The organism is Bacillus sp. C-3-6 (assembly GCF_054509685.1).
The window spans coordinates 445278-469694 of record NZ_CM137247.1; the positions used below are offsets into that span (position 1 = coordinate 445278).

The following is a 24417-nucleotide window of genomic DNA, read 5'->3' on the forward strand; positions in this document are numbered from 1 at the left end:
TTTGTTTGTTCAATAAAATAAATCATGCTACAATGAAAACGAATTAAGGACCGGGGAGCCAATTGGCTGAGAGGATGTAAGTAAACATCGACCCTCAACCTGATCTGGATAATGCCAGCGTAGGGAGTTACTTAAAGTGATGTAGCATATGTTATTCTATAATAACTTGCATACAAGGCTTTCCTACGCAGTAGGAAAGCCTTTTCTTATTTTTGAAATCTAATTTTATAAGGGGGATTTTATTATGTCACAACAAGTTACAATGTCATTTTCAGTAGTACCACAAGCGAAAACGAAAGATGTATATTCTGTTGTCGATAAAGCAATTGAAGTTGTGCAACAATCGGGAGTTCGTTATGAAGTAGGGGCAATGGAAACAACTTTGGAAGGAGAATTAGATGTACTTCTTGATGTCGTTAAACGTGCGCAACAAGCTTGCGTCGATGCTGGAGCAGAAGAAGTGATTACTTCTATTAAAATCCATTATCGTCCAAGCACTGGTGTAACGATAGATGAAAAGGTTTGGAAGTACCGTGATGAATATGCAAAACCAGAAGCAATCTAAACTTATTACAACTATTTGGCTTATCCTTCTCATTGTGATATGGGAAGGATCTGTTTCATTATTTAAAATCGAACCGTGGATTTTACCAAAGCCTTCTGCCATTGTTCAAGAATTAATTGGGATGAAAGATTTACTATTACCAAATACGATGCAAACACTGCAGGAAGTTATAATTGGACTATTCTTTGCAATTTTATTGGGGACGAGCATCGCAATTATTATGGACGTTATACCGTTATTTCGTATTTTAATAAATCCATTGCTCGTTATTTCGCAAACAATTCCAATTGTTGTACTTGCACCGCTATTTATTATTTGGTTTGGATATGGGATGTTGCCGAAAGTAATGGTCGTAATACTCGTTTGTTTCTTCCCAATTGCGCTTAGTATTTTAGAAGGTTTTCAAACAGTAGATAAAAACATGTTGAAGCTGTTACAAACAATGAAGGCGACAAAATGGCAAGTTTACCAGAAAGTAAAATTTCCAGCAGTGCTTCCATACTTTTTCTCCGGTTTAAAAATTGCAGTTACATATAGCGTAATGGGGGCAATTATCGGAGAATGGCTCGGTGCAAGTGAAGGATTAGGCGTTATGCTTACGAGGGCTACAAAATCCTTTTTGACTGCCCGAGTATTTGGTGTTGCAGCAATCATCGTTATAGTGACATTATGCCTGTATTTTATCGTAGAGTTTATGGCAAGAATAACAGCACCATGGATATATAGAAAGGACGGCAGAAAATGAAAAAAGGTTTGAAAGTTATGTTAGCTGCCTTAGTAGCGGTAGGTGTGGCTGGATGTAATCCGGCGAAGAAAGAAGAAAGTGCAAGTAAAGATCAAAAAGTAAAAGTAGTATTAGATTGGTTTCCAAATACGAATCATACTGGCTTGTATGTAGCGCAAACGAAAGATTATTACAAAAAGCAAGGATTAGATGTAGAAATTATTCAACCAGGTGACAATGTAACAGCAGAGCAAATGATAGCATCAGGAAAAGCAGACTTCGCAATAAGCGCACAAGAAAATGTAACATTAGCTCGTGTGGAAGGAATTCCTGTTGTATCTGTAGGAACGATTATTCAGCATAACACTTCAGCGTTTGCATCGCTTAAGAAAGATAATATGACGTCATCGAAAGATTTTGAAGGTAAACGTTATGGCGGCTGGGGAGGACCAGCGGAAGAAGCGACATTAAAGACGATTATGGATAAGCATCAAGCTGATTTTAATAAAGTTGAAAAAATCCTCTTAGGACAAACAGATTTCTTTAAATCAATCGGCCGTGATGCAGATTTCGAATGGATTTATTACGGTTGGGATGGTATTGAAGCGAAGCGCCAAGGAAAAGAGTTAAATACGATTATGGTGAAAGACTTAGATCCAGCGCTTGATTTCTATAGTCCTGTTATTATTACGAGTGAAAAACATACGAAGCAAGATAAAGACTTTGTGAAAAAGTTTATGAGTGCAACAACAGAAGGTTATAATTTTGCAATTAAGGAACCGAAAGAAGCTGCTGATATTCTAATTAAAGCTGTTCCAGATGTAAATAAAGATTTAGTTCAAGAAAGCCAGAAATGGTTAAGTGCGAAGTATCAAGATGATGCGAAAGCATGGGGAGTACAGAAGGAAGAAATTTGGACGAATTACATGAATTTCTTATATGACAACAAAGTTATTAAAAAGAAAATCGATGTAAAAGATGCTTTTACAAATGAATTCCTTCCAAGTGAAAAATGAGCGGATTACAAATAAAAAATATAGTGAAATCTTTCGACGGAAAGAATGTATTAGAGAATATTAGTGCCTCTATACAAGAGGGAGAGTTTGTTTCCTTTGTAGGACCGAGTGGTTGCGGGAAGAGCACATTATTAAACATGATTGCAAATGTTGAAAAACCAACAAGCGGGAACGTAATGTATAAAGATAAGCAAGTACAAGAGCAAGATGTTGTTAGTTATATGCCACAACAAGATTTATTACTACCGTGGCGATCAGCTTTGCAAAATATCGTTCTTCCGTTAGAAATTGAAGGAAAGCCGAAAAAACAAAGGCTGACAGAAGGAATGGAAGCATTAAAGCAGTTCGAACTAGATGAATATGCAGACCATTATCCAGATGAATTGTCTGGTGGTATGCGTCAAAGAATTAGTTTTCTGCGCACATATTTATGTGAAAAGCCAATTATGCTGCTTGATGAGCCTTTTGGAAAGTTAGATGCATTTACAAAAATGGAAGTACATAGCTGGCTTTTAAACTCTTGGCATCAAGAGAAGCAAACAATCGTTATGGTTACACATGACTTAGATGAGGCAATCTTGCTTTCAGATCGCGTATTTATTTTATCTCAAAGACCAGCGTCAATTGTTGGCGAGGTACAAGTGAAATTACCTAGACCGAGAACGATGGATATGTTAACATCACTCGAATTAAAAAAGGATAAAGAAGAGATTTTAAGTGTGTTAGCTCCTTATATGAAAAAATAGAAAAAGCCTTTTAACAGTTTTTAGTATAATTACTGTTAAGAGGCTTTTTTTAGAATATGAAAAGATGGAGAAGGAACAAAAGGGAAAATAGAGAATAGAATATAACAGAGTAGTTTATACTCTTAATATAACAAATGTTAAAGGAGTGAAAGGATAAAATGACTTTATCAACTGTTCTTCAAATGGTTTTAGCTTGATATGGGAGAAGTCTGCCCATTTTTTAAGATTAAGCTAAATTGAAGACAGCAGGTAAAGAACCTTAATCCTTTTTTACGATAATATGTAATGGGTAAGGTGTATTCACCTTACCCATTTTTATATGCATAATTAAATAAGGCTTCATACTGTTGGTCTCTCTATTTAGCTTATGGACGATAAGTAAAGGAGAGAAAAAAATGAGTATATTAACAGTAGAAAATTTAAGTCATTCGTATGGTGAGAAAACCATCTTATATAATGCGTGCTTTCGATTATTAAAGGGGGAGCATGTTGGGTTAGTAGGGAAAAATGGGATTGGAAAATCAACACTGCTAAGAATTTTAACAGGAGAACTTATACATGATGATGGGAACATTGAATGGTTTCCACATGTGAAGGTTGGATTTTTGCAGCAGCATATAGATTTACAAGAAGGAATAACAATTGAAGGATACTTGCAAAGTGCATTTTCTAACTTGTATGCGATTGAATACGAAATGTTAAAAATTGCAGAAGAGATGGCTGAAGCAGTAGAAGTAGAAAAATTGTTAGTAAGGTATGGAGAGTTACAAACTATATTGGAAAACTCTAATTTCTATCAAATTCATACAGAAATTGAAGAAGTGGCAATTGGTTTAGGGCTGTTTGAAATAGGATTGGAAAAGGATGTTTCAAAGTTAAGTGGAGGACAGCGGACAAAGTTATTACTAGGAAAGCTTCTTCTAGAAAAAGCTGATGTTTTATTGCTAGATGAACCAACGAACTATTTAGATACAGCACATATAGAATGGTTGCAATCGTACTTGAAACTGTACGAAAAAGCTTATATTATCATTTCGCATGATGAAGTATTTTTGAACAATATTACGAATGTCATTTACCATCTAGAAGAACGAAAAGTTAAGCGATATGTAGGGGATTATGAAAAGTTTTTACAAAGTTACCAAGTACAAAGGAAACAATTACAATCGGCGTATGTGAAACAACAAAAAGAAATTGCTCAGTTAGAAACATTTATTCAAAAAAATAAGATTCGAAAAGCAAAACAGGCAAAAAGTCGAGAGAAAGTATTGGAGAAAATGCAAAGGGTTGAAAAGGTTAATAATATACCTCGGTCCCGTTTTGCTTTTACTGTTTATAATGAACCAGTAAGTCGTATATTACAGGCTGAGAAACTAAGAGTGGGTTATAGTGAGCCGTTATTTCCAGACTTGAATTTACAAGTGAAAAAAGGAGAAAAGATAGCTATTGTTGGTCAGAATGGTATTGGAAAAACAACAATGTTAAAGACGTTATTAGGTCAAATAAAGCCGCTAAGCGGTTCAATTTTTGTTGGGGAACGAGTAAATCCTGCTTATTTTGCACAGGAAGAGTTTGCTTCAGAAATAACACCGTTAGAGAAAGTTTGGGCAGAACGACCAGATATGACAAAGAAAGAAGTGCGCCAAGCATTAGCGAAGTGTGGATTGAAAGAAGAACACGTATTAAAACCTATTCGTTTATTAAGCGGTGGAGAGCAAACGAAAGTGCGTTTATGTGAACTTATCGTAACGAAAAGCAATGTTTTAATTTTAGACGAACCGACTAATCATTTGGATGTAGAAACTAAGATGGCTTTACAGGAAGCGTTACAACAATACAAAGGAACAGTTTTAATTGTCTCACATGAACCTTCTTTCTATGAATCGTGGATAACAAAAGTATGGAATATAGAAGATTGGAATGCTGAACAATATGAATAAAGAAAAGGCATTAGCTTTTATGAGCTAATGCCTTTTCTTTGTGATTAACATGATTTTCGAGAACTCTTACATGAGAATTGTATGAAGAAGCACTCTTATGGTGCGCTTATAAGCGTGCTTTTTCTTTTGTTATATTTATAATAATACGAAAGCCTTTCCCTAACAGGTGACTATCTTTCTTTATATATATAGATAGTTCAAAACGGAATGAAAATAATTCCTATATATAAAGGATAATGTGGATATTATAGGAAGACAATAGAAATTAAAGGAAATTCATGTAAAATTCAAATGAACTTCATATAAACTTCATATTAGAAACCAAATATAATTATAATAGGTTATTGTGATATTTTTGATTTTTCATAAAATTAAAAGTTTGAATTTAGGAAGTCTTGCTCGAACCTAAATTCAAACTTTAGTGAAATAATTAATGGATATTACGTCTAGTTTTCGCTAATGACGGCATTTAAAAGTTCGGCAGGATTACCTGTTCCTGCACCACCGATTGTAATAGATCCACCAGGAGGAATTTCGCCATTCCATCCTGCGTTTGTAATTACATAATGATTATTTGTTTTACTACTAATTTTAGAATCCCAAACTTGTGTTAAATTGCCGCTATAATCAAATTCTAATTTCCAATTTTTAATAGGAGTCGTTCCATTATTTTTGATTATAATCGAGAAGTTATAACCGCTGCCCCAATTCGAAGTGACTGAAAATGTAGCAGTGCCATTTCCATCAGGAGGTGTCGTATTAGTTTCATCCGTTTTGACAGTAAGAGCGGTAGGGTGTGATTTATTTCCAGCAGCATCTTTGGCAATTACTGAAAATGTGTATTCTGTATTAGGTTTTAAGTTTTTAATTGTAATGCTATTTGTTGTTGTACTCCATTTCTCTTCTCCAGCAGTAATTTCATATTCCGTAACTCCTACGTTATCAGTAGATGCAGTCCAGTTTAATTGAACTGAGTTTGAATTTTTATTCGTAACTACAATATTTTTAACATTCATTGGTGGCTCAGTATCTTTTTGACTAATAGGTCCACCAAGTAATTCTTTTACTAGCGTATCAAGTAATTTTGGACCACTACAACTATATTTTGGACTTGTACGGCAATCCCCGCTTAGTTCCCAAAACATTGCTCCACTTAAACCCTTCGTCTTTATATAGTCTGTTTTATATTTCATAGATTCATTGTCATCGTAGCTAATAAATGTGCCTGTAGTCGCATTATATAAGTAAGGTACTTTAGCTGTGTCATTCCAGTAGCGTACAAAACCATTTTTATTAACGTAATTGGCTGCTAAATCACCGTAATCATACACACCTGTGTCACCGGTAGAATAATCATCCCAAGTACCTTTAGAAGCAAGTTTCCCATCGCTACCTGGTTTGCAAGGTTGATATTGTCCGTTATTTTCTTTGCCACAACTTTTCCAGCCACGTCCGTAAAAGGGTACGCCTAATACTAGTTTATCGACTGGAACACCTTCATTTGTATAAACATTTATAGCACCATCTACGTAAAAATTCGTATTTGCTGCTGGGTCATTTGGATCCTTATATAGAGCTGCATTATGATTAGAAGTAGCTTCCCATCCGCCGTGGAAATCATATGTCATAATATTAATCCAATCGAGTATTTGAGAAATTTTCTTTAGCTCTGTATGATCAGCGTAGCGTTGGCTTGCACCTGAAGCAATTGTTAGTAAATATTGTTTGCCATCTTCAGTACCTGCTTTATTCAAAGCATTTCGGACGTCTTGAAGAAGGAGAGTGAAATTTTGTTTATCTTCAGGACGATAACTACCACCAGGAATCGTTTCAACGCCCGGATATTCCCAGTCTAAATCTACGCCATCAAACCCATATGTGCGAAGAAAAGCTACTGTAGATTCAGCAAATACTTTTCTTGTTTTTTCATCAGCGGCCATATCAGAAAAACGGTTAGACCAAGTCCAGCCACCAACGGAAATAATTGTTTTTAAGTGAGGATATTTAGCTTTTAATCGTTTTAGTTCTCCGAAATTTCCGCAACGGGCATATTTATCGCAATCTTCCCAAGTTGTACCTGAGCCAGGATACGATTTGGTAACATCAGCCCATGGTTCCCCGAGTACGAGAGTACCATTAGGAACCTCTTTATTTTGCAATGGTACACCAGATTCTTTACAGTTCCACGTTTGTTTATTTGGATTATCAGGATGAGTAGAAGGGTTTCCATGTTTTCCATTCCAACAAATATCAGCGAAAGCATAGTTAAGGTGAGTAAGTTTTGATGCATCAATGTCAGCAACTTGATAATTACGTCCGTAAACGCCCCACGAAGGAAAGTACCCAACAATTTTTTGATTTTGCTTTGGTGAATCTGCTAATGCGAGATTTGGAGTAATAAAATTTGTGAGAAAAAGAGGTAAGAAAAGTAGTAGAGATAGTAATAGCAGTGTGAATTTTTGAGACCTCATAGCCATTTCTCCTTTCAAAATAAAAGATATATTTAAAGGCATACGCCAATAAATCAAAATGAATCTAGACGTATGAAACGTCTAGATAAAATGATCAGACATCACGAAGTCTATACAAGGGAGCTGGGGGTGATTAAATCGTAACAAATGTAAGATTTAGTGTAAACGCTTTATTCAGTTGTAAAAGACTTTCTCAATACAAAAAGGCTTGAATACAAATTATATATGAAAACGAAAGATCGGTATGGGAGGAAATAGCTCATTATAAATAAATTTGAGAAAAAATTGTATGGAGCCAATTATTAAAGACGTAGAAAGATAAGGAAATATCATGTAAAATAATAGTAAAAATATGTAAAGGAGGGAATAGTGTGGATGTGTTTTTGAACATTGCTGAAGAAAAAATTCGAAAAGCAATACGGAATGGTGATCTTGATTATCTTCCGGGAAAAGGAAAACCACTACAATTAGAAGATTTTTCAATGGTACCTCCAGAACTTAGAATGAGTTATAAAATTTTTAAAAATGCGGGAATGATTCCACCAGAAATGGAACTACAAAAAGATATATTAAAAATAGAGGATCTAATTGCTTGCTGTTATGATGAAGAAGAGAGAAAGAAATTAAGAGAAGAGTTAACAGTAAAAACGCTTCGTTTTCAGCAGGTAATGGAAAAGAGAAAGATTAAAGATAGTTCAGCTTTTCGTATGTATCAAGAAAAAGTATTTCGTAAATTACGCTAAGAGGGATAAGATGACTACATTTAAAACGATAGAAGAATTAGCGACCTATATCGAAGAACAACAATTGGTACTTCTGTTTATTAAAACGGAAAATTGTGGTGTTTGTGATGTTATGCTAAGAAAAGTAAATTGCGTATTAGAGAATTATGATTACGTAGAGAAAATAGAGATATTACTACAAGACATGCAAGAGATTGCGGGGCGATATGCCGTATTTACAGGACCGACAATTTTATTATTTTATAATGGAAAAGAGATCCTTCGAGAATCGCGCTTCATTTCACTTGAAAATCTAGAGAGAACCATTCAATTATTCGAGGAATAAGGGAGGCTTTTATATGGAATTTATTATTGTCATACTATTATTTGTTGTAGTTGGAATAATCGTAACAGCAGTTCGATCGAACAAAAAGAAGGTAAATCTTACAAAACAAAATAACATTCATAATTCATCTAACAGCTCATCACCATTATTTTTCTTTGCTGGATCTGATAATGATAGCTCGCATGATGGTGGCTCACATGATTGTGGAGGGTCTTTTGGGGGAGATAGCGGAGGAAGCTGCGGTGGTGATTGATGAAAATGCGCCTTATATAGGCGTATTTCTTTTTAAACAAACGTTTGATTAGTCGGCTTACATATGCATAAACACAGTTAAACAAACGTTTGATTAATATTTTTAACATACTAAGGGGAATGGAAATGAAAAGGGAACCGAAAGTGAAAAATAAGGGGAAAGTAGTGTTGTTTTTATTAGCTGCGGGAGGTGTAATTCTTGTTAAATTAGCATTTAAATTTGGAACAATACATATGATTCGAACTTGGTTTGAAAGTACGTTTTCTTAAATAAGGAATATAGCCTCTTGCGATAGAGGTTTTTGATTTGTTATTATTAGACTGAACGGTCGGTTTAAAGAGGTGTGAATATGAGAAGAAGTGCAGAAGAGATAAAGAAAGAAATTGCATATAAAGCAGAAAGTCTATTTTCACAGAAGGGCTATGCAGCTACATCTATGGAAGAGATTTGTGAAATTACAGAGCGAAGTAAAGGAAGCATTTATTATCACTTTAAAAGTAAAGAAGAATTATTTTTATTTGTAGTGAAACAGCATACGTATGATTGGGTTGAAAAATGGAATGAAAAAGAGAAGTTGTATAGTACTAGTACTGAAAAACTATATGGTCTCGCGGAATATCATGTAGAGGACATACAGCAACCAATTTCAAATGCAATAGAGGAATTCTCTATGAGCCAAGTTGTAAGTAAAGAGATTCTGGATGAACTGTTAGCTTTAACTAGAGAATCATATGTTATGTTTGAGAAATTAATTGAAGCAGGTATACAGTCTGGAGAGTTCCGTGAAGATAATGCTCGTGATCTTATGTATATTGTGAACGGATTATTATCAGGGCTTGGAGTACTTTACTACGAGTTAGATTATAAAGAGTTGAAGCGTATTTATAAAAAGGCAATAGATGTATTGTTAAAAGGAATGGCAGCTGAATAATAAGTCAGTTGCTTTTCTTACAAAACAAACTAGACCGAACGGTCGGTTTATGGAAGGGGAATGAAAGTGAACGCTTTATTTAAAAACCGAGCATTTATGCTCGTTATGGCATCTGATATTTTACAACAATTTGCAATTTGGATCAGAAATATGGCTCTTTTATATTTCATAATGGAGCGGACAAATAATGATCCAGTTTCAGTGTCTCTATTATCTGTCATGGAGTATGCACCTATCTTTATTTTCTCGTTCATTGGTGGTGCATTAGCAGATCGCTGGAATCCGAAAAGAACAATGGTCGCTGGAGATGTGTTGAGTGTACTGTCTATTATAGGAATTGTCCTGTTGTTAAAGCTGGATTATTGGCAGGCTATATTTTTTGCAACACTCATTTCCGCGATTGTAGGTCAGTTTTCTCAGCCGTCATCGTCGCGTATATTTAAGCGCTATGTAAAAGAAGAAGAGGTAGCAAATGCGATTGCATTTAACCAAACATTACAGTCATTATTTCTGATTTTTGGACCAGTGGTAGGATCGCTTGTGTATACACAACTTGGTTTATTTACGTCACTATATAGCTTAATCATTTTATTTTTGTTATCTGCTATCGCCCTTTCATTTTTACCAAAATGGGTTGAAAAAGAGCAAGTGGCGAGAGATTCATTAAAAAATGATATAAAAGAAGGTTGGAAGTATGTTCTTCATACGAAAAATTTACGTATGATTACGTTCACTTTCACCATTATAGGCTTAGCTGTTGGATTAACAACTCCATTAGAGGTGTTTCTTGTAATAGAACGCCTTGGAATGGAAAAGGAAGCGGTTCAATATTTAGCAGCAGCTGACGGAATAGGTATGTTAATCGGTGGTATTGTTGCTGCAGTTTTCGCTTCAAAAGTGAATCCGAAAAAGATGTTTGTATTCGGCATGAGCATATTAGCGATGTCATTTTTAGTAGAAGGGTTATCTACATCATTTTGGATTACTAGTTTCATGAGATTTGGAACAGGTATTTGTTTAGCTTGTGTTAATATCGTTGTCGGTACGCTTATGATTCAACTTGTACCAGAAAATATGGTTGGAAGAGTAAATGGGACGATTTTACCACTGTTTATGGGGGCAATGTTAATTGGAACTTCACTAGCTGGAGGATTAAAGGAACTAACTTCACTAGTTACTGTGTTTTGTATAGCGATGGCACTTATTTTATTAGCGATAGGGCCAGTTCTACGTATGCAAATAAAGAAAGAAGCTGTCGCTAATAAAGAGGAACTAACAAATTCGTTAGCTTCGAAATAACTATTGTAAGGGAGCAAAATTGCTCCCTTTTTCTTTGAGGAACTTTTGACAACTATATGAGCCAATTATATACTGATGTTGTAAAAATGATTTTACAGGTTAGGAGCAATGGTGTGAAAAATCAAATCTATGAATTACGCACTGAAAATAATATTTCACAAGGCGCATTAGCTGATAAATGCAAGGTTTCTAGACAGACGATAAATGCAATTGAGAATAATAAATATGATCCAAGCTTAGCGTTAGCATTCCGTTTAGCTGAAGTATTAGGAACAACTGTTGATAAATTATTTTTGTACAAGCAGTAGAGTCGTTCGTTATAAGGCGCACCGTTAAAAATAAAAAAGATCCTCTTCTTATGAGAAGAGGATCTTTTCTTATAGCGTTTTAGTCTTTGGACTAGGTGGTGTAACGGATGTATTATTTTCTGGAACTCTAGTGAGTAAGAATCCACCGATAATAAACAGAACAATAATACTAAGAACACCAGCGTTTGTTTTTCCTGTTAATTGCGTTGTAACACCGACTAATACCGGTCCCATAATTGCGGCAAACTTACCAAAGATATTATAAAATCCGAAGAATTCATTAGCAGATTCTTTTGGTACTAGTTTTGCAAAGTATGAACGACTTAGTGCTTGAATACCACCTTGAGATGTAGCAACTAACATTGCTAAAATCCAAAAATCAAGTGTCGTTTTTAAGAAATAAGCATATGTGCAAATAATGATATAAATAATGATACCGACATATAACATTTTTTTACCAGTAAATGTTTCAGATAGTTTTCCGTATAGTAACGCAAATGGACAAGCGACAATTTGTGTTACAAATAATATGATTAATAGATTCGTTGCACTGATACCGAGATCGGTTCCGTAAGCTGTAGACATAGTAATAATTGTATCGACTCCGTCAATATAGAAAAAGTAAGCAATTAGAAACATAAATACAGTTTTATATTCTTTAATATTTTTAAAAGTATCAGCAAGACGTTTGAAGCTCATTCTAATAGGTCTTGGATGACGCTCAATATAGTGTGTTTGCTCTACGTTTTTAAGCATCGGAATTGTAAATAACCCCCACCAAAGAGCTGTTATCGCGAATGAAATTTGACTAGCAATGCCTACTGATAAAGGGATAGTTCCTTTTTGAGCAAGAATAATAAGAGCGATACAACCGATAAAAGGAATAGTACTCCCAATATAGCCTAAAGCGAAACCTCTTGTAGAAATTCGATCCATTCTATCTTCAGAAGTGACATCTACTAAAAATGCATCATAGAAAATGTTGGCTCCAGCAAAACCAACTAAGGCGAGCATATAGCATCCTAATAGTAAGTACCACTGAGATGTTGGAACGACTGCTAACATACTTGTAAATACGATACCAAGTCCAAAGAAGAATGTGAAAAATCGTTTTTTAAATCCTTTATAATCAGCAACTGTGCCGAGAATAGGAGCAAGTATAGAAATTAAAAGTGTAGCGAACGAGTTTGCATATCCCCAATATGCTGTTGAAGTTGCACCAGATAGCCCGGCTTCTTTTGCAGCTGCTTTAAAGTAAATTGGAAATAATGCAGTTGTAATGACGAGCGAATATACCGAGTTCGCCCAATCGTATAATATCCAGCTTTTTTCTTGTCTGGACATTTTTTTCATATAGTGTTCCCCCTTAAATTTGTTCTACTAACAGTGTACAAAAATAAAAATTATAAAAAGAGAAACAGTGATGATTTTTACAGAACTTTTACATATATACACAGTTCTTTACAATTGGAGTAAATCCTCTACAATTGATCCGTCTGTTTCACCTAAGTGTAAACCGAGTAGTCTAGCGATAGTTGGACCTTCATCAATAAGTCTCATATACGGGACGGTAACGCCGGTTTTTATTCCTTTTCCAGCAGCGATAAAAATTGTTTCATAGTTAGGTTTTGTTGGAGAGTATCCATGCGTACCAAATGTATATTTTTTACTAGGCGTAACATCTTTTTCAGTAATGTCTTTTATAAAATCTCCTGTATAGTTTTCAGTGAAATAATACCCCTCTTGCGCTTCTAACATAAATAAACAATTACCATCTGCACCGCAGTCTTTCGCAGCTTCATCATGAAGTATAAATTCAATTCCATTCTGTTTATTTTGCAGCAGTTCTTCAAGGAGTAGTTGTACTTCTCGAATTGTATCCGTATCATTTTTGTCTTTCACATATACATAGGCAGACCCGTCGCAACTTTGACAATAGGCCTTCCAATCTACTAATAGCCCTTTTTTATTTATAGATACGAGGCCTTTTTGTTGGAATAGCACATTTAATTGAATCGCTTTGTTTTCACTTAAAGCGCTATGGTCACCAAGAGCGATAATTGTACTCTCTTCGTATAGGTCACTGTCTTTTAAAGTTTGAATAATTTTCCCGAGCCGCTCATCATGTCTATGAATTGCAGCTATTGTTTCGTTAGATTCAAAGCCATGATAATGTCTTTGCGTGTCTAAATCAGTGAAATGTACGAACATAACATTAGGCTTTTTCGTCTGAATGGTGTGTACAGCAGAGGCGAGGACGAAATCATCCAGCTCTGGTTGTGATAAACCATTTCTTATATGGCCGAAACGAAGATTTAAATCTAATTGGTATAGTGGGCTACCGCTAAATAAGGAAACTAACACTTGATTTTGCCACGGTCTATTGGGGAAAATTTCTGGTAAATTGTAATCAATGTTTGCTCTCCCAGTAACAGGCCATAGAAGGGCAGCTGTCGTTAAATTTGCTTTACGCGCTTCATCATACAATGTTGTTCCTTTTATCGATTTTCGGTACCAATGCCAATCAGGTGATTCACGTCCTGGTTGAAGTAACGTATTACTAACAACACCGTGCTTGTTAGGGTAATTACCGGTTACGATTGTTGAGTGGCTTGGATATGTTACAGAAGGATAAATTGGTTCTACTTTTTCGACAACCGTGCCCTTTTTTATTAGAGATTGGAAATGAGGTAGTTTTTGTAGTATAGGAAAATCTAAAGCTGATAAACAGTCGAATGATAAAATAATGACACGATTCGTTAATGCTTTATCCATAAAGTAATCCTCCTAATTATATAAAACCTATTCTTATATATTACTATTAATACCTAGTAATAAAAATATGTTTCTGAATAAAATTTATTGTTTATTTTCAGAAAAATTAAACATATAATAAGTATAAGGGAATCTATGGACGGAGGGAATAGTATGGACTGGTTAGATGGATTCGGTATATTTTACATCATTGGTGGCATCACAATTCTCCTTGTATTTGCTATTTCATATTTACTAAAGAAACGTTTTCCAGACAAACAGTTTGATATTATATTTGCACTGATTGTAATACTTCTTTGCTTAGCATCATTTCCTGTTACCATGATGGTTATTGGTGGGTGGGAAGGAATGGGATATGGATTTATTGGTTTCTTCGTTCTACTAGGTACACTTATTGGTATGATTGCACATCAACTTGTAAAAATCTCTCGAAAAAGCTACGTATAAAACTGTAAAAAATGAAAAGAATATATAATAATAAGAAAATTAGCTATTGTTTTAAAAAAGAATTTGTATTATGATAATCAACAAATTTATTTCGTTATAACGATGAAAAAGGACTAGTACATATTCAACCTTTTTAGCAGAGAGAGAATCCGCCAGGCTGAAAGATTCTTAAAAAGGAAATATGGAACCTGCCTTTGAGTTCTGCATATGCAGCGGGAATTTCCCGTTATCAAAAAGAGAGCATGCGCAATTTTTGTGCATGAATCAGGGTGGTAACGCCGGCAAAGCTCGGTCCCTATTTAGGGACGCGGGCTTTTTTGTATTTTCTAGAAGGAGGAAGACTGACTATGGCAAAAGAACAAGTGCAAGCCATTACGAAGATGGAAGAGGACTTTGCGCAGTGGTATACCGATATTGTAAAAAAAGCCGAACTTGTTGATTATTCAAGTGTAAAAGGGTGCATGATTTTACGTCCGTATGGTTATGCCTTATGGGAGAATATGCAGAAGGTGATGGATGAGAAGTTAAAAGAAACTGGCCATGAAAATGTATATATGCCAATGTTTATCCCAGAGAGTTTATTGCAAAAAGAGAAGGATCATGTTGAAGGATTTGCTCCTGAAGTAGCATGGGTTACGCATGGCGGGGATGAAAAGTTAGCGGAAAGACTTTGTGTACGTCCTACATCTGAAACTTTATTCTGTGAGCACTTTTCAAAAATTGTGCAATCCTATAATGATTTGCCAAAGTTATATAATCAGTGGTGTTCAGTAGTTCGTTGGGAGAAGACAACTAGACCATTCCTTCGTACGACTGAATTTTTATGGCAAGAGGGTCATACAATCCATGAAACGGCAGAAGAATCGCAGGCTGAAACATTAAATATTTTAAACATATATGCTTCTTTCTGTGAGGATTATTTAGCGATACCAGTTATTAAAGGACAAAAAACAGAAAAAGAGAAGTTTGCTGGAGCAAAGGCAACTTATACAATTGAAAGTTTAATGCATGATGGAAAAGCGCTTCAAACAGGAACCTCTCATAACTTTGGGACGAATTTCTCAGAAGCATTTGATATTAAGTTTTTAGATCGTAACGGTAAATGGCAATATGTGCACCAAACATCTTGGGGTGTATCAACAAGAATGATAGGCGGGCTAATAATGGTTCATAGCGATAATAATGGACTTGTAATGCCACCAAAAGTCGCTCCAGTGCAAGTTGTTATTGTACCAATTGCTCAGCATAAAGAAGGAGTTTTAGCAAAAGCAACAGAGTTACAAGGACATATTCAAAAGGTTGCACGAGTAAAAATAGATGCTAGTAATAAAACGCCTGGTTGGAAATTTAATGAGTATGAAATGAAGGGTATTCCAATTCGATTAGAAGTTGGTCCTAAAGATATTGAAAAGAATCAAGTTGTACTTGTAAGAAGAGATACGAAGGAAAAAGAATTTGTACCAATGGATCAATTAGAAGAACGTATTCCAGCATTACTTGAAGAAATTCATAGTTCTTTATTTAATAAAGCAAAAGCATTTCGCGATGAGAATACATATGCTGTGACAAATTTCGAAGAGATGAAAAAAGTAGCTGACGAAAAGCAAGGCTTTATTAAAGCAATGTGGTGCGGGGAAGTGGCTTGTGAAGAGAAACTAAAAGAAGAAGTGGGAGTATCTTCACGTTGTATGCCTTTTGAGCAAGAGCATTTAGCTGAAGAATGTATTTGTTGTGGTAAAGAAGCTAAACAAATGGTGTATTGGGGAAAAGCGTATTAATACTCTTTTGATAGGTGATAAAAAGGACTTTGGGCTGCATAATAAAATGCAATCCAAAGCCCTTTTTAGTTTTATACATTATTTCATGTACTTTTTAGATGGAAGGATGTTGTTCTTATTTTACGTTTTTACGACGAATAAACAGTAACATACCAATGAGGAATGTTGAAAGACCCATTAAAATAGATATAGGGTAATGCGTTGCAGTATTAGGTAATTTATCACCTTGTTTTTTTGTATTATCTTTTACATTCCCCCCTTGAGAACCGTTGCCCTTCTGAGAATTGCTATCGCCTTTAACACGATTGCCCCCTTGAGAGCCATTCCCCCCTTGAGAACTGCTATCACCTTTAACACGATTGCCCCCTTGAGAGCCATTACCGCCGTGAGAGCCACTGCCACCAGAACCGTTACCGCCAGAACCATTGCCACCAGAACCGTTACCACCGGAACCGTTACCACCGGAACCGTTACCACCGGAACCGTTACCGCCAGAGCCGTTGCCACCAGAGCCACTGCCGCCAGAGCCGTTGCCACCAGAACCATTGCCACCAGAGCCATTGCCACCAGAACCGTTACTGCCGGAACCATTGCCGCCAGAGCCATTGCCACCAGAACCATTGCCGCCAGAGCCACTGCCACCAGAACCGTTACCACCAGAACCGTTACCACCAGAGCCACTGTCGCCAGAACCGTTACCGCCAGAACCGTTACCGCCAGAACCATTGCCACCAGAACCGTTGCCACCAGAACCACTGCCGTCAGAGCCGCTACCACCAGAACCGTTACCGCCGGAACCGTTGTCACCAGAGCCACTGCCACCAGAACCATTGCCGCCAGAGCCACTACCACCAGAACCACTGCCGTCAGAGCCACTACCACCAGAACCGTTACCGCCGGAACCGTTACCGCCGGAACCATTGCCGCCAGAGCCGCTGCCGCCAGAACCACTATCGTCCTGAGAACCGTTATTTCCTGGAGGTTTATTATTATCCTTTAAATTTCCTTCTGCAAAATGATCGCTATTTTGTACAACAGCGTTTGTTAATGGATGGAAGTTTTCAGTTGCAGCATTACCGATATTTAAACCGCTAAAAAAAGATAAAGAGAGTGTTGATGCTAAAATGAAGATTTTCGTCATGGTTTTCCTCCTAAGAAATTAATATTCCATCTAAAATACATCCCTTTGTAATATTTCTTAGGAAAAAGAGTTTTATGCAAAAAAAACTATATATAGAAAAAGGTGGTGTATTTGTCAAAGCAGAAAAGAGTTAATGTAGATTTCCTACAAATAGTAGAGGCGGAGAATTTACATTCATAACGGTAGAGGAAGTGGCAGTAGATGAAAGAGTACATAGCGTTTGATATTGGCGGTACGCAAATTAAGTGTGGCATTGTTTCAGAAATAGGGAGAGTATTAAAGCGTAAAACAGTTGCAACAGAAATTCATTTAGGCGGAGAACAAATTATTCAAAAACTTATATATGTATCCAAAAAAATAATGAATGAACATACTATTGCAGGAATTGGTATTAGCACTACGGGAATTGTTGATATTAATAAAGGAATTGTGACGGGAGGTGCGGATCATATTCCGGGATATAGTACTATTCCTATTATTGATAGATTGCAAGAGATATTAAAAGTACCAGTATCGATTGACAATGATGTGAATTGTGCAGCGTTTGGAGAAAAGTGGAATGGTAGTGGAAGAGAGAAAGAGAACTTTATTATGCTCACCCTTGGAACAGGAATTGGGGGAGCAATTTTTATAGATGGAGAATTGTACCGAGGACATTCATTTAGTGCTGGTGAATGGGGGAATATGTTAATAGAAGGAAAAACGTTTGAAGAGGTTGCTTCGATTTCAGGATTAATTCGGCTTTTAAGAAAATATAAAGGCAAAGGCGAGTGGAATGGGAAAAGAATTTTCGAGTTGTATGATAAAGGAGATCGGGAAGTTGCTCAAGCAGTTGGGATCTTCTTTAAACATTTGGCGATTGGAATTAGTAATCTTGCTTATATTTTTAATCCAGAAACGATTATTATTGGTGGAGGAATTACCGATAGAGGAAATGAGTTTTTAAAAGAAGTAAAAGAGGAGGTCAGTAAATACTTAAATCAAGAGATTTATAATAATTGTGAGATTGAACTTGCACAAAACGGTAATTGTGCAGGAATGATTGGTGCTATTTACCACTTCTTACATCATCATAAGTAAATTATATGAATGTTTTCATATAACTGAGAATTTATCCTTTTTATCGCTAGGTAAATAATGCTACAATATAAGAGAAGAATACAATATTTTCCGATTTGGAAAATGCTTTGTAGAAAGGGAGAAACTTCATGCCTATTATTTTAGAAAAAGGTCAAAAGATCGATTTAACGAAAGGACAACCAAAAGTAGCAAAACTACAGGTTGGCTTAGGCTGGGATCCAATTGGGCAATCAGGTGGATTTCTGTCTTCATTATTTGGAAGTAAACCAAATGTAGATTGTGATGCATCTGTTGTTATGTTAGAAGGAGATCGTTTTTTAAACAAAAATGATTTAGTTTACTTCGGAAATAAACTTTCTACTTGTGGTAGTATTATTCATTCAGGAGATAATTTAACAGGCGAAGGCGCTGGTGATGACGAAACAATTTTCGTAGAATTACATAAAGTTCCGAGCCGTATTAATCGTTTAGTATTCGTTGTAAATATTTATGACTGTGTAAATCGTCGTCAAGATTTCGGGATGATTCGTAATGCATATATTCGTATTCAAAACCCGCAAACTGGTGAAGAATTAGCACGCTATAATTTATCGGATAATTACGCTGGCAAAACGACTCTAATTGCAGGTGAAATGTATCGTCACGGAAGTGAATGGAAGTTTTCAGCAGTTGGAGAAGGAACACAAGATAAAAACTTAAGTGAGATTGTATCACGTTATCAATAAAATAACCGAGGAGGAATTGTGTATGGCATCAATTTCATTGAAAAAAGGACAAAAGGTAGACTTAACAAAAACGAATCCAGGTCTTTCAAAAGTTCTTGTAGGACTTGGTTGGGATACGAATCGTTATGATGGACAAAACGATTTCGATTTAGATGTTAGTATTTTCTTAGTAGGTGCTAACGGTAAAGTTTCAGGTGCAGAGGATTTCGTCTTCTATAATAACCCAAAAGGTGCGAATGGTGCTGTAGAGCATTTAGGAGATAACCGAACTGGCGAAGGTGAAGGCGATGACGAATCGATTAAAGTAGATTTGAAAAATGTACCTGCACATATCGAACGTATTTGCTTCACAATCACGATTTACGATGGAGAAGGACGCAGCCAAAACTTTGGACAAGTTTCTAACTCTTTCGTACGTATTTTAGATGAAGAAAAGAATGCAGAATTAATTCGTTACGATTTAGGAGAAGATTTCTCTATTGAAACAGCCGTAGTAGTAGGTGAATTATATCGTCATGCAGGTGACTGGAAATTCAATGCAATCGGAAGTGGATTCCAAGGTGGATTAGCGTCTCTATGTAATAATTTTGGTTTAGATGTAGAGTAATAGATTTGATTTATATATCCATCGGTGAAAGGCGTGTATACCGATGGATATATTTTTAAAGATAAAAATATAGAGGTGAATATAGATGGTTATTCAATTACAAAAAGGACAGAAAATCGATTTAGGTAAGACAAGCCCTGGTTTAACAAAAGCAGTAATTGGTCTTGGATGGGATATTAAATCTTATGACGGTGGATCAGATTTCGATTTAGATGCATCTGCCTTTTTATTAGATGCAAACGGAAAATGTACGAAGGAAACTGATTTTATTTTCTATAATAATTTACAGTCTCCTTGTGGATCTGTTTTACATACAGGAGATAACCGTACAGGCGAAGGCGAAGGCGACGATGAGCAACTTGTTGTAGATTTGAAGAAGGTTCCAGCAGATGTTCATAAAATTGCTATTACAGTTACGATTTATGATGCAGAAGGCCGTAGTCAAAACTTTGGGCAAGTTGGAAATGCGTTTGTTCGTTTAGCGAATGAAGAGACGAATGAAGAAGTTCTTCGTTTTGATTTAGGGGAAGATTTCTCCATCGAAACAGCAGTTGTCTTTTGTGAATTATACCGTCATAATGGACAGTGGAAGTTTAATGCAGTAGGAAGTGGATTCCAAGGTGGTTTAGGTGCGCTTGTAAGAGCGTATGGCTTGGATGCATAGAAAGGAAACGATATTCGTTTCCTTTTTTTGACCTTTCTATAAATCTAGCAAAGAATAGGGGATAAAGGTAAGATGAGTATTTTGCAAGGAATCCTTGATACGTATGCTCAGTTTTTCGACTTGGACATGTGGATTAAAGTGTTGCAAGATCCAGTATCTTGGGGATTAATAGGTACACTTGTTGTACTTGAAGGGTTGTTATCTGCTGATAACGCACTTGTGTTAGCGGTAATGGTAAAACACCTTCCGGAAGAAAAACGTAAAAAAGCATTATTCTATGGACTTATTGGAGCTTATGTGTTCCGCTTTATTGCGATTGGAATCGGGATGTTCTTAATTAAATTAGCATGGGTAAAAGTGTTAGGTGCACTTTACTTAGCGTGGCTTTCAGTTAAATACTTCATTGATAAAAGAAAAGGTAATGCAGAAGAAGAGGAATCTCATGGTATGAACCAAAATAGTATTCTCTTCAGAATGTTCGGTGTCTTCTGGGGAACAGTTGCGATGGTTGAATTAATGGATATCGCATTCTCTGTAGATAGCGTACTTGCTGCATTTGGTGTATCTAATGAAGTTTGGATTTTACTATTAGGCGGAATGCTAGGTATTTTAATGATGCGTGGTATCGCTGGTGTATTCTTAAAATTGTTAGAGCGTATTCCAGAACTTGAAACGACAGCATATATTTTAATTTTAATTATTGCAGCAAAAATGTTATTGTCTGTTATTCATATTGAAATAAGCCATACAGTGTTCTTCATTATTTTAGTTGTAGCATTTGGAGCAACATTTATACTTCACTACATGAAGAATTCTGGACAAGCTAAAGAAGAAGTAGCAGCTACTAAAGAAGACAATAAATAATTGAAATGGGTTTGCTCGTTTTGCGAGCGCCCATTTTTTATAACCAAAAATAGTTTATAATAGAAGAAGGACTTAGAAAAAACGTAAATGTTTTTGGAGGTGAACTGTTGTGTTTTCACGTTTTACACTTCAACCATATGCATTAAAAGATGAATCAGATTTAAAGCAATTTGAAGCGCTTTTAGAAAAACGCCCACAATATGAGCTGACAGAGAATGAGATGAAATTTAGTTATATAGCATGTCGAATCCTTGGCGTTCCTAATGATGTAGATGAATATTTTAATGAACTGTTTGATTATAGTGAAGCGAAAGGAATCGAAGTTTTACACGAACAAAATTTAAACAAAGTGATTGATTCAGAAAAGCTTCGTCATATTCAAGAAGTGTTCGGATTACATCAAGAAGCACCAAATGGTCTGACAGTAAATAGGTTAGTTGCACACTTATCTGGGAAACAACTTTTACCGAAAGTAGACAACCCTGATTTACAGCATTACATACATACGACGTTTATTGCAGTATTGAAATTATATGAGAAACAACATAATCAGTCGTTAAAGACAGAAGGCTTCCGTCGTTTCTTAATCGACATAATTAAACTAAGCGAAAATTACGTAGCGAAGTGGTTCTCTACGATTAATTATAAGAAACGGATGCCACGTATCGTTTGGTATGGTGATGCACAGGAAAGCCGTATATATTTCTTATATTTTCTTATTATGCTCGGTTGTGATGTGCTTTATTATCACCCCGAAGGAAAAGATGGATTTGAAAATATTGATGAAGAGGGAAGAACTTTTATTATGTCCCATCCGGGTCGCATTTCTCTTGAACCATTCCCTGATCGCCGCCGCGAGCGTGTTGCAACAGTAGCGTATCAAGCTTCGAAAGAAATTGAACAAGTACTTCACCACGATAATTCACTATTATATAAACCGTGGCAATTCCGTTCGTATACACCTGTAGCACGTACGTTAAAAACGACATATGATGAACTCTTTTTAATTACGAAAGAAAAGGCATTTGTACGTCCAACATTCTTTGTTGAAAATAAACATATTTATATTCCTTCTTTATTTGCGAAAATATCAGGCGTTTCAAAGAATGATAAAGAATATTTTCAACGATTAAAGGCTGTTACATCATTTGATAACAGTTTATTAATTAATACATTCCCGTTTACGAAAGAGCAAAAAGCAAACTTCCAATATCATTATCGAGATGCATTGGACCGAGCTGGAAAATTACATCCTGATCTAATTATGAATAGCCATTGGTGGCCACATAAGCGTTTACCGGAAGGTTTACAACATGGGATTGCAGAGGCGATTATCCATACGTGCGAAAGTGAAATATGCAAACCAATTGCGAAAGAGACGAAACAAGATGTAGCGCTATATGTTTTTGCACAACTTTCTCAAATACCACCCAATATTTTAGAACAGCTTGAGAAATTTGATTATTCACAAGATGTACCGAAAATTGTTATATTTAATAATGAGAAGAGCGGAGAATTAACTCGTTCTGACGCTGTTTTATTACTATTTTTGAATCAAATTGGAGTAGATGTATTCCATTTCAATCCTACGGGCAGAAACGATATTGAACCATATGTTGAAGCGGGAGCATTTGATTCCCATTGGCTTGAAGAAGTTAATTTCGATCTTGAGTTTCATGGTTCATCAGCCTATAAAAATTTATCACAAACAATAAAAGGACTATTTCGTCCATTTTTATAAGGAAAGGGAGAATACCATATGAATAACCCAGTCGTACTAGATTCGAAAACTGAATTGAATGAGCAAACCGCACAAGATGTTCGCTTGCAACTTAGACAAGATGCAGATGTGCAACGTATTTATAACGCAGTAGATATTAAAGATCAACTGGAATTAATTGAACTTGGAAAAGAACCCTCTATGGAAATTTCACGTTTTGCTGATCAAATTTTACATACAATGTCATTATCAAAGATAGAAGATTCTGGTGAATTGTTAAAGCAACTTGGTAAAATTATGGACAGATTTGATAGTAAAGACTTTGCAGAAGAAAAAAGTGGTTTCTTCTCGCGCATGTTCAAAAAAGCGGATAAAATGATAGAACAAATCTTTAGTAAATATCAAACGATGGGCCGCGAAATTGATAAAGTTTATGTGGAAATTACGAAGTATCAAGATGAGATGAAAAAATCAATTGGAACGTTAGATGGCTTGTATGAGCAAAACTTAAAATATTATTTAGACTTAGAGAAGTACGTAGTAGCAGGAGAAATGCTATTAGAGCGTTTAAATACAGAATTAGTTCCGATGTATGAAGAGCGCGTGCGTAATAATGATCAATTAGCAGGTATTGAATTAGAGTCGCTTAAAAACTCGGTTGAAATTTTAGAGCAACGTATTGATGATTTAGAAAAAGCGCGTATGGTTGCGCTACTTACAGCGCCGCAAATTCGCATGATTCAACGTGGTAATAATAAATTAATTGGTAAAATCAATACAGCATTTATTACAACGATTCCTATCTTTAAAAATGGTATCATTCAAGCAGTAAATGCGAAACGTCAAAAGCTTGTTGCAGATTCTATGGCTGAACTTGATCGCCGTACAAATGAATTACTTAAGAAAAATGCACAAAATATCGCAACGCAAAGTGTAGAAGTAGCGAGATTATCAGGTTCTTCTAGTATTAAGATGGAAACACTTGAGGAAACTTGGAACATTATTTCAAGAGGTATGCAAGAAACACAACAAATTGAAGAACAAAATAAACGTGAGCGTGAAGAAAGCCGCAAGCGTATGGCTACATTAACAGAGAATATCAAAAAAGAATTACAAGGATAAAGTGAAACTTTAATCAGTGGGGTTTTGTTCATCCCCACCGATTATTAGCCTTCACCAATTGGAAATTTATGGGCGGTTAATCCATCACCTAACTTCTTTGCTCAAACTGAATTTTGAGGTGGGAGTTTTACTGCACGGAAAATAGTAGGATAAATGAAAAGGCAATGAGGACT

General features: G+C 35.8%; 25 protein-coding genes, 1 riboswitch and 1 other annotated feature. Of the genes, 21 read left to right on the forward strand and 4 right to left on the reverse strand.

What is annotated here, in order from left to right; translation table 11 throughout:
* The first annotated feature begins 41 nt into the window (after window positions 1-41).
* Window positions 42-143: riboswitch (TPP riboswitch) on the forward strand.
* 101 nt (window positions 144-244) lie between these two features.
* The 5 genes from ACW0JX_RS02265 to ACW0JX_RS02285 all read left to right on the forward strand — a co-directional run bounded on the left by ACW0JX_RS02265 (window position 245) and on the right by ACW0JX_RS02285 (window position 4991).
* Entirely contained in the window at window positions 245-565 is a 321-nt protein-coding gene (locus ACW0JX_RS02265) for an MTH1187 family thiamine-binding protein (RefSeq protein WP_000082906.1), read from the forward strand.
* The gene (locus ACW0JX_RS02270) at window positions 537-1310 is read left to right on the forward strand and encodes an ABC transporter permease (protein ID WP_459245308.1); all 774 of its coding nucleotides are present in this window, start codon (window positions 537-539) and stop codon (window positions 1308-1310) included. Before ACW0JX_RS02265 ends, ACW0JX_RS02270 begins: the two co-directional genes overlap by 29 nt.
* Window positions 1307-2305, forward strand: a complete 999-nt coding sequence (locus ACW0JX_RS02275; RefSeq protein WP_459245309.1) for an ABC transporter substrate-binding protein — start codon at window positions 1307-1309, stop codon at window positions 2303-2305. The genes ACW0JX_RS02270 and ACW0JX_RS02275 overlap by 4 nt, the downstream gene beginning before the upstream one ends.
* Complete coding sequence (locus ACW0JX_RS02280; RefSeq protein WP_000016079.1) at window positions 2302-3051, forward strand: ABC transporter ATP-binding protein; 750 nt, start codon at window positions 2302-2304, stop codon at window positions 3049-3051. The genes ACW0JX_RS02275 and ACW0JX_RS02280 overlap by 4 nt, the downstream gene beginning before the upstream one ends.
* 395 nt (window positions 3052-3446) lie before the next feature.
* Entirely contained in the window at window positions 3447-4991 is a 1545-nt protein-coding gene (locus ACW0JX_RS02285; protein ID WP_459245310.1) for an ABC-F family ATP-binding cassette domain-containing protein, read from the forward strand.
* Between the two features lie 446 nt (window positions 4992-5437).
* Here the strand turns inward: ACW0JX_RS02285 and ACW0JX_RS02290 are convergent, their stop codons facing one another.
* The gene (locus ACW0JX_RS02290) at window positions 5438-7462 is read right to left on the reverse strand and encodes a glycosyl hydrolase family 18 protein (protein ID WP_459245311.1); all 2025 of its coding nucleotides are present in this window, start codon (window positions 7460-7462) and stop codon (window positions 5438-5440) included.
* 371 nt (window positions 7463-7833) lie between these two features.
* Here ACW0JX_RS02290 and ACW0JX_RS02295 point away from each other — a divergent pair, with 371 nt between their 5' ends.
* The 7 genes from ACW0JX_RS02295 (at window position 7834) to ACW0JX_RS02325 (ending at window position 11321) form a co-directional block, all read left to right on the forward strand.
* The gene (locus ACW0JX_RS02295) at window positions 7834-8205 is read left to right on the forward strand and encodes a DnaJ family domain-containing protein (protein WP_459245312.1); all 372 of its coding nucleotides are present in this window, start codon (window positions 7834-7836) and stop codon (window positions 8203-8205) included.
* A 10-nt stretch (window positions 8206-8215) separates the two neighbouring features.
* Entirely contained in the window at window positions 8216-8530 is a 315-nt protein-coding gene (locus ACW0JX_RS02300; RefSeq protein ID WP_064532164.1) for a thioredoxin family protein, read from the forward strand.
* A 13-nt stretch (window positions 8531-8543) separates the two neighbouring features.
* Complete coding sequence (locus ACW0JX_RS02305; RefSeq protein WP_089170349.1) at window positions 8544-8783, forward strand: hypothetical protein; 240 nt, start codon at window positions 8544-8546, stop codon at window positions 8781-8783.
* Between the two features lie 125 nt (window positions 8784-8908).
* Window positions 8909-9052 (forward strand): hypothetical protein, encoded by a 144-nt coding sequence (locus ACW0JX_RS02310; protein ID WP_000817985.1) that lies wholly within the window; start codon window positions 8909-8911, stop codon window positions 9050-9052.
* 80 nt (window positions 9053-9132) lie between these two features.
* Window positions 9133-9714: a TetR/AcrR family transcriptional regulator gene (locus tag ACW0JX_RS02315; RefSeq protein ID WP_001254447.1), complete on the forward strand. Its 582-nt coding sequence runs from the start codon at window positions 9133-9135 to the stop codon at window positions 9712-9714.
* 66 nt (window positions 9715-9780) lie between these two features.
* Window positions 9781-11013 (forward strand): MFS transporter, encoded by a 1233-nt coding sequence (locus tag ACW0JX_RS02320; protein ID WP_459245313.1) that lies wholly within the window; start codon window positions 9781-9783, stop codon window positions 11011-11013.
* A 56-nt stretch (window positions 11014-11069) separates the two neighbouring features.
* A complete protein-coding gene (locus tag ACW0JX_RS02325) occupies window positions 11070-11321 on the forward strand; it encodes a helix-turn-helix transcriptional regulator (RefSeq protein WP_095691464.1) in 252 nt (83 codons plus the stop codon).
* 69 nt (window positions 11322-11390) lie between these two features.
* Here the strand turns inward: ACW0JX_RS02325 and ACW0JX_RS02330 are convergent, their stop codons facing one another.
* Together ACW0JX_RS02330 and ACW0JX_RS02335 are read right to left on the reverse strand one after the other, a co-directional pair.
* A complete protein-coding gene (locus ACW0JX_RS02330; RefSeq protein WP_089170351.1) occupies window positions 11391-12674 on the reverse strand; it encodes an MFS transporter in 1284 nt (427 codons plus the stop codon).
* Between the two features lie 108 nt (window positions 12675-12782).
* Entirely contained in the window at window positions 12783-14096 is a 1314-nt protein-coding gene (locus tag ACW0JX_RS02335) for an alkaline phosphatase family protein (protein WP_053565342.1), read from the reverse strand.
* Window positions 14097-14249: 153 nt separating this feature from the next.
* Between ACW0JX_RS02335 and ACW0JX_RS02340 the strand changes: the two genes are divergently transcribed.
* Together ACW0JX_RS02340 and proS are read left to right on the forward strand one after the other, a co-directional pair.
* A complete protein-coding gene (locus tag ACW0JX_RS02340) occupies window positions 14250-14543 on the forward strand; it encodes a YesK-like family protein (RefSeq protein WP_000383860.1) in 294 nt (97 codons plus the stop codon).
* A gap of 93 nt (window positions 14544-14636) precedes the next feature.
* Window positions 14637-14843, forward strand: a binding site (T-box leader).
* Window positions 14844-14890: 47 nt separating this feature from the next.
* Window positions 14891-16321 (forward strand): proline--tRNA ligase, encoded by a 1431-nt coding sequence (gene proS, locus ACW0JX_RS02345; protein WP_459245314.1) that lies wholly within the window; start codon window positions 14891-14893, stop codon window positions 16319-16321.
* A 115-nt stretch (window positions 16322-16436) separates the two neighbouring features.
* On the opposite strand, the gene ACW0JX_RS02350 is transcribed toward proS, so the two are convergent.
* Window positions 16437-17462 (reverse strand): cell wall anchor protein, encoded by a 1026-nt coding sequence (locus ACW0JX_RS02350; RefSeq protein ID WP_459245315.1) that lies wholly within the window; start codon window positions 17460-17462, stop codon window positions 16437-16439.
* A gap of 201 nt (window positions 17463-17663) precedes the next feature.
* Between ACW0JX_RS02350 and ACW0JX_RS02355 the strand changes: the two genes are divergently transcribed.
* From ACW0JX_RS02355 to ACW0JX_RS02385, 7 genes are all read left to right on the forward strand, one after another.
* Entirely contained in the window at window positions 17664-18542 is an 879-nt protein-coding gene (locus ACW0JX_RS02355) for an ROK family protein (RefSeq protein ID WP_459245316.1), read from the forward strand.
* A 128-nt stretch (window positions 18543-18670) separates the two neighbouring features.
* Complete coding sequence (locus ACW0JX_RS02360) at window positions 18671-19267, forward strand: TerD family protein (RefSeq protein ID WP_001121586.1); 597 nt, start codon at window positions 18671-18673, stop codon at window positions 19265-19267.
* 22 nt (window positions 19268-19289) lie between these two features.
* On the forward strand, window positions 19290-19874 hold the full coding sequence (locus tag ACW0JX_RS02365) for a TerD family protein (RefSeq protein WP_000146729.1): 585 nt from the start codon (window positions 19290-19292) through the stop codon (window positions 19872-19874).
* A gap of 85 nt (window positions 19875-19959) precedes the next feature.
* Window positions 19960-20538 carry a TerD family protein gene (locus ACW0JX_RS02370; protein WP_000236649.1) on the forward strand — a complete coding sequence of 193 codons (579 nt, stop codon included), beginning with the start codon at window positions 19960-19962 and terminating at the stop codon, window positions 20536-20538.
* A gap of 72 nt (window positions 20539-20610) precedes the next feature.
* Window positions 20611-21402 carry a TerC family protein gene (locus ACW0JX_RS02375; RefSeq protein WP_023520991.1) on the forward strand — a complete coding sequence of 264 codons (792 nt, stop codon included), beginning with the start codon at window positions 20611-20613 and terminating at the stop codon, window positions 21400-21402.
* A 109-nt stretch (window positions 21403-21511) separates the two neighbouring features.
* A complete protein-coding gene (locus tag ACW0JX_RS02380) occupies window positions 21512-23143 on the forward strand; it encodes a YceG family protein (protein WP_095691460.1) in 1632 nt (543 codons plus the stop codon).
* Between the two features lie 18 nt (window positions 23144-23161).
* Window positions 23162-24244 (forward strand): toxic anion resistance protein, encoded by a 1083-nt coding sequence (locus ACW0JX_RS02385; protein ID WP_001064413.1) that lies wholly within the window; start codon window positions 23162-23164, stop codon window positions 24242-24244.
* The last annotated feature ends 173 nt before the right edge of the window (window positions 24245-24417 follow it).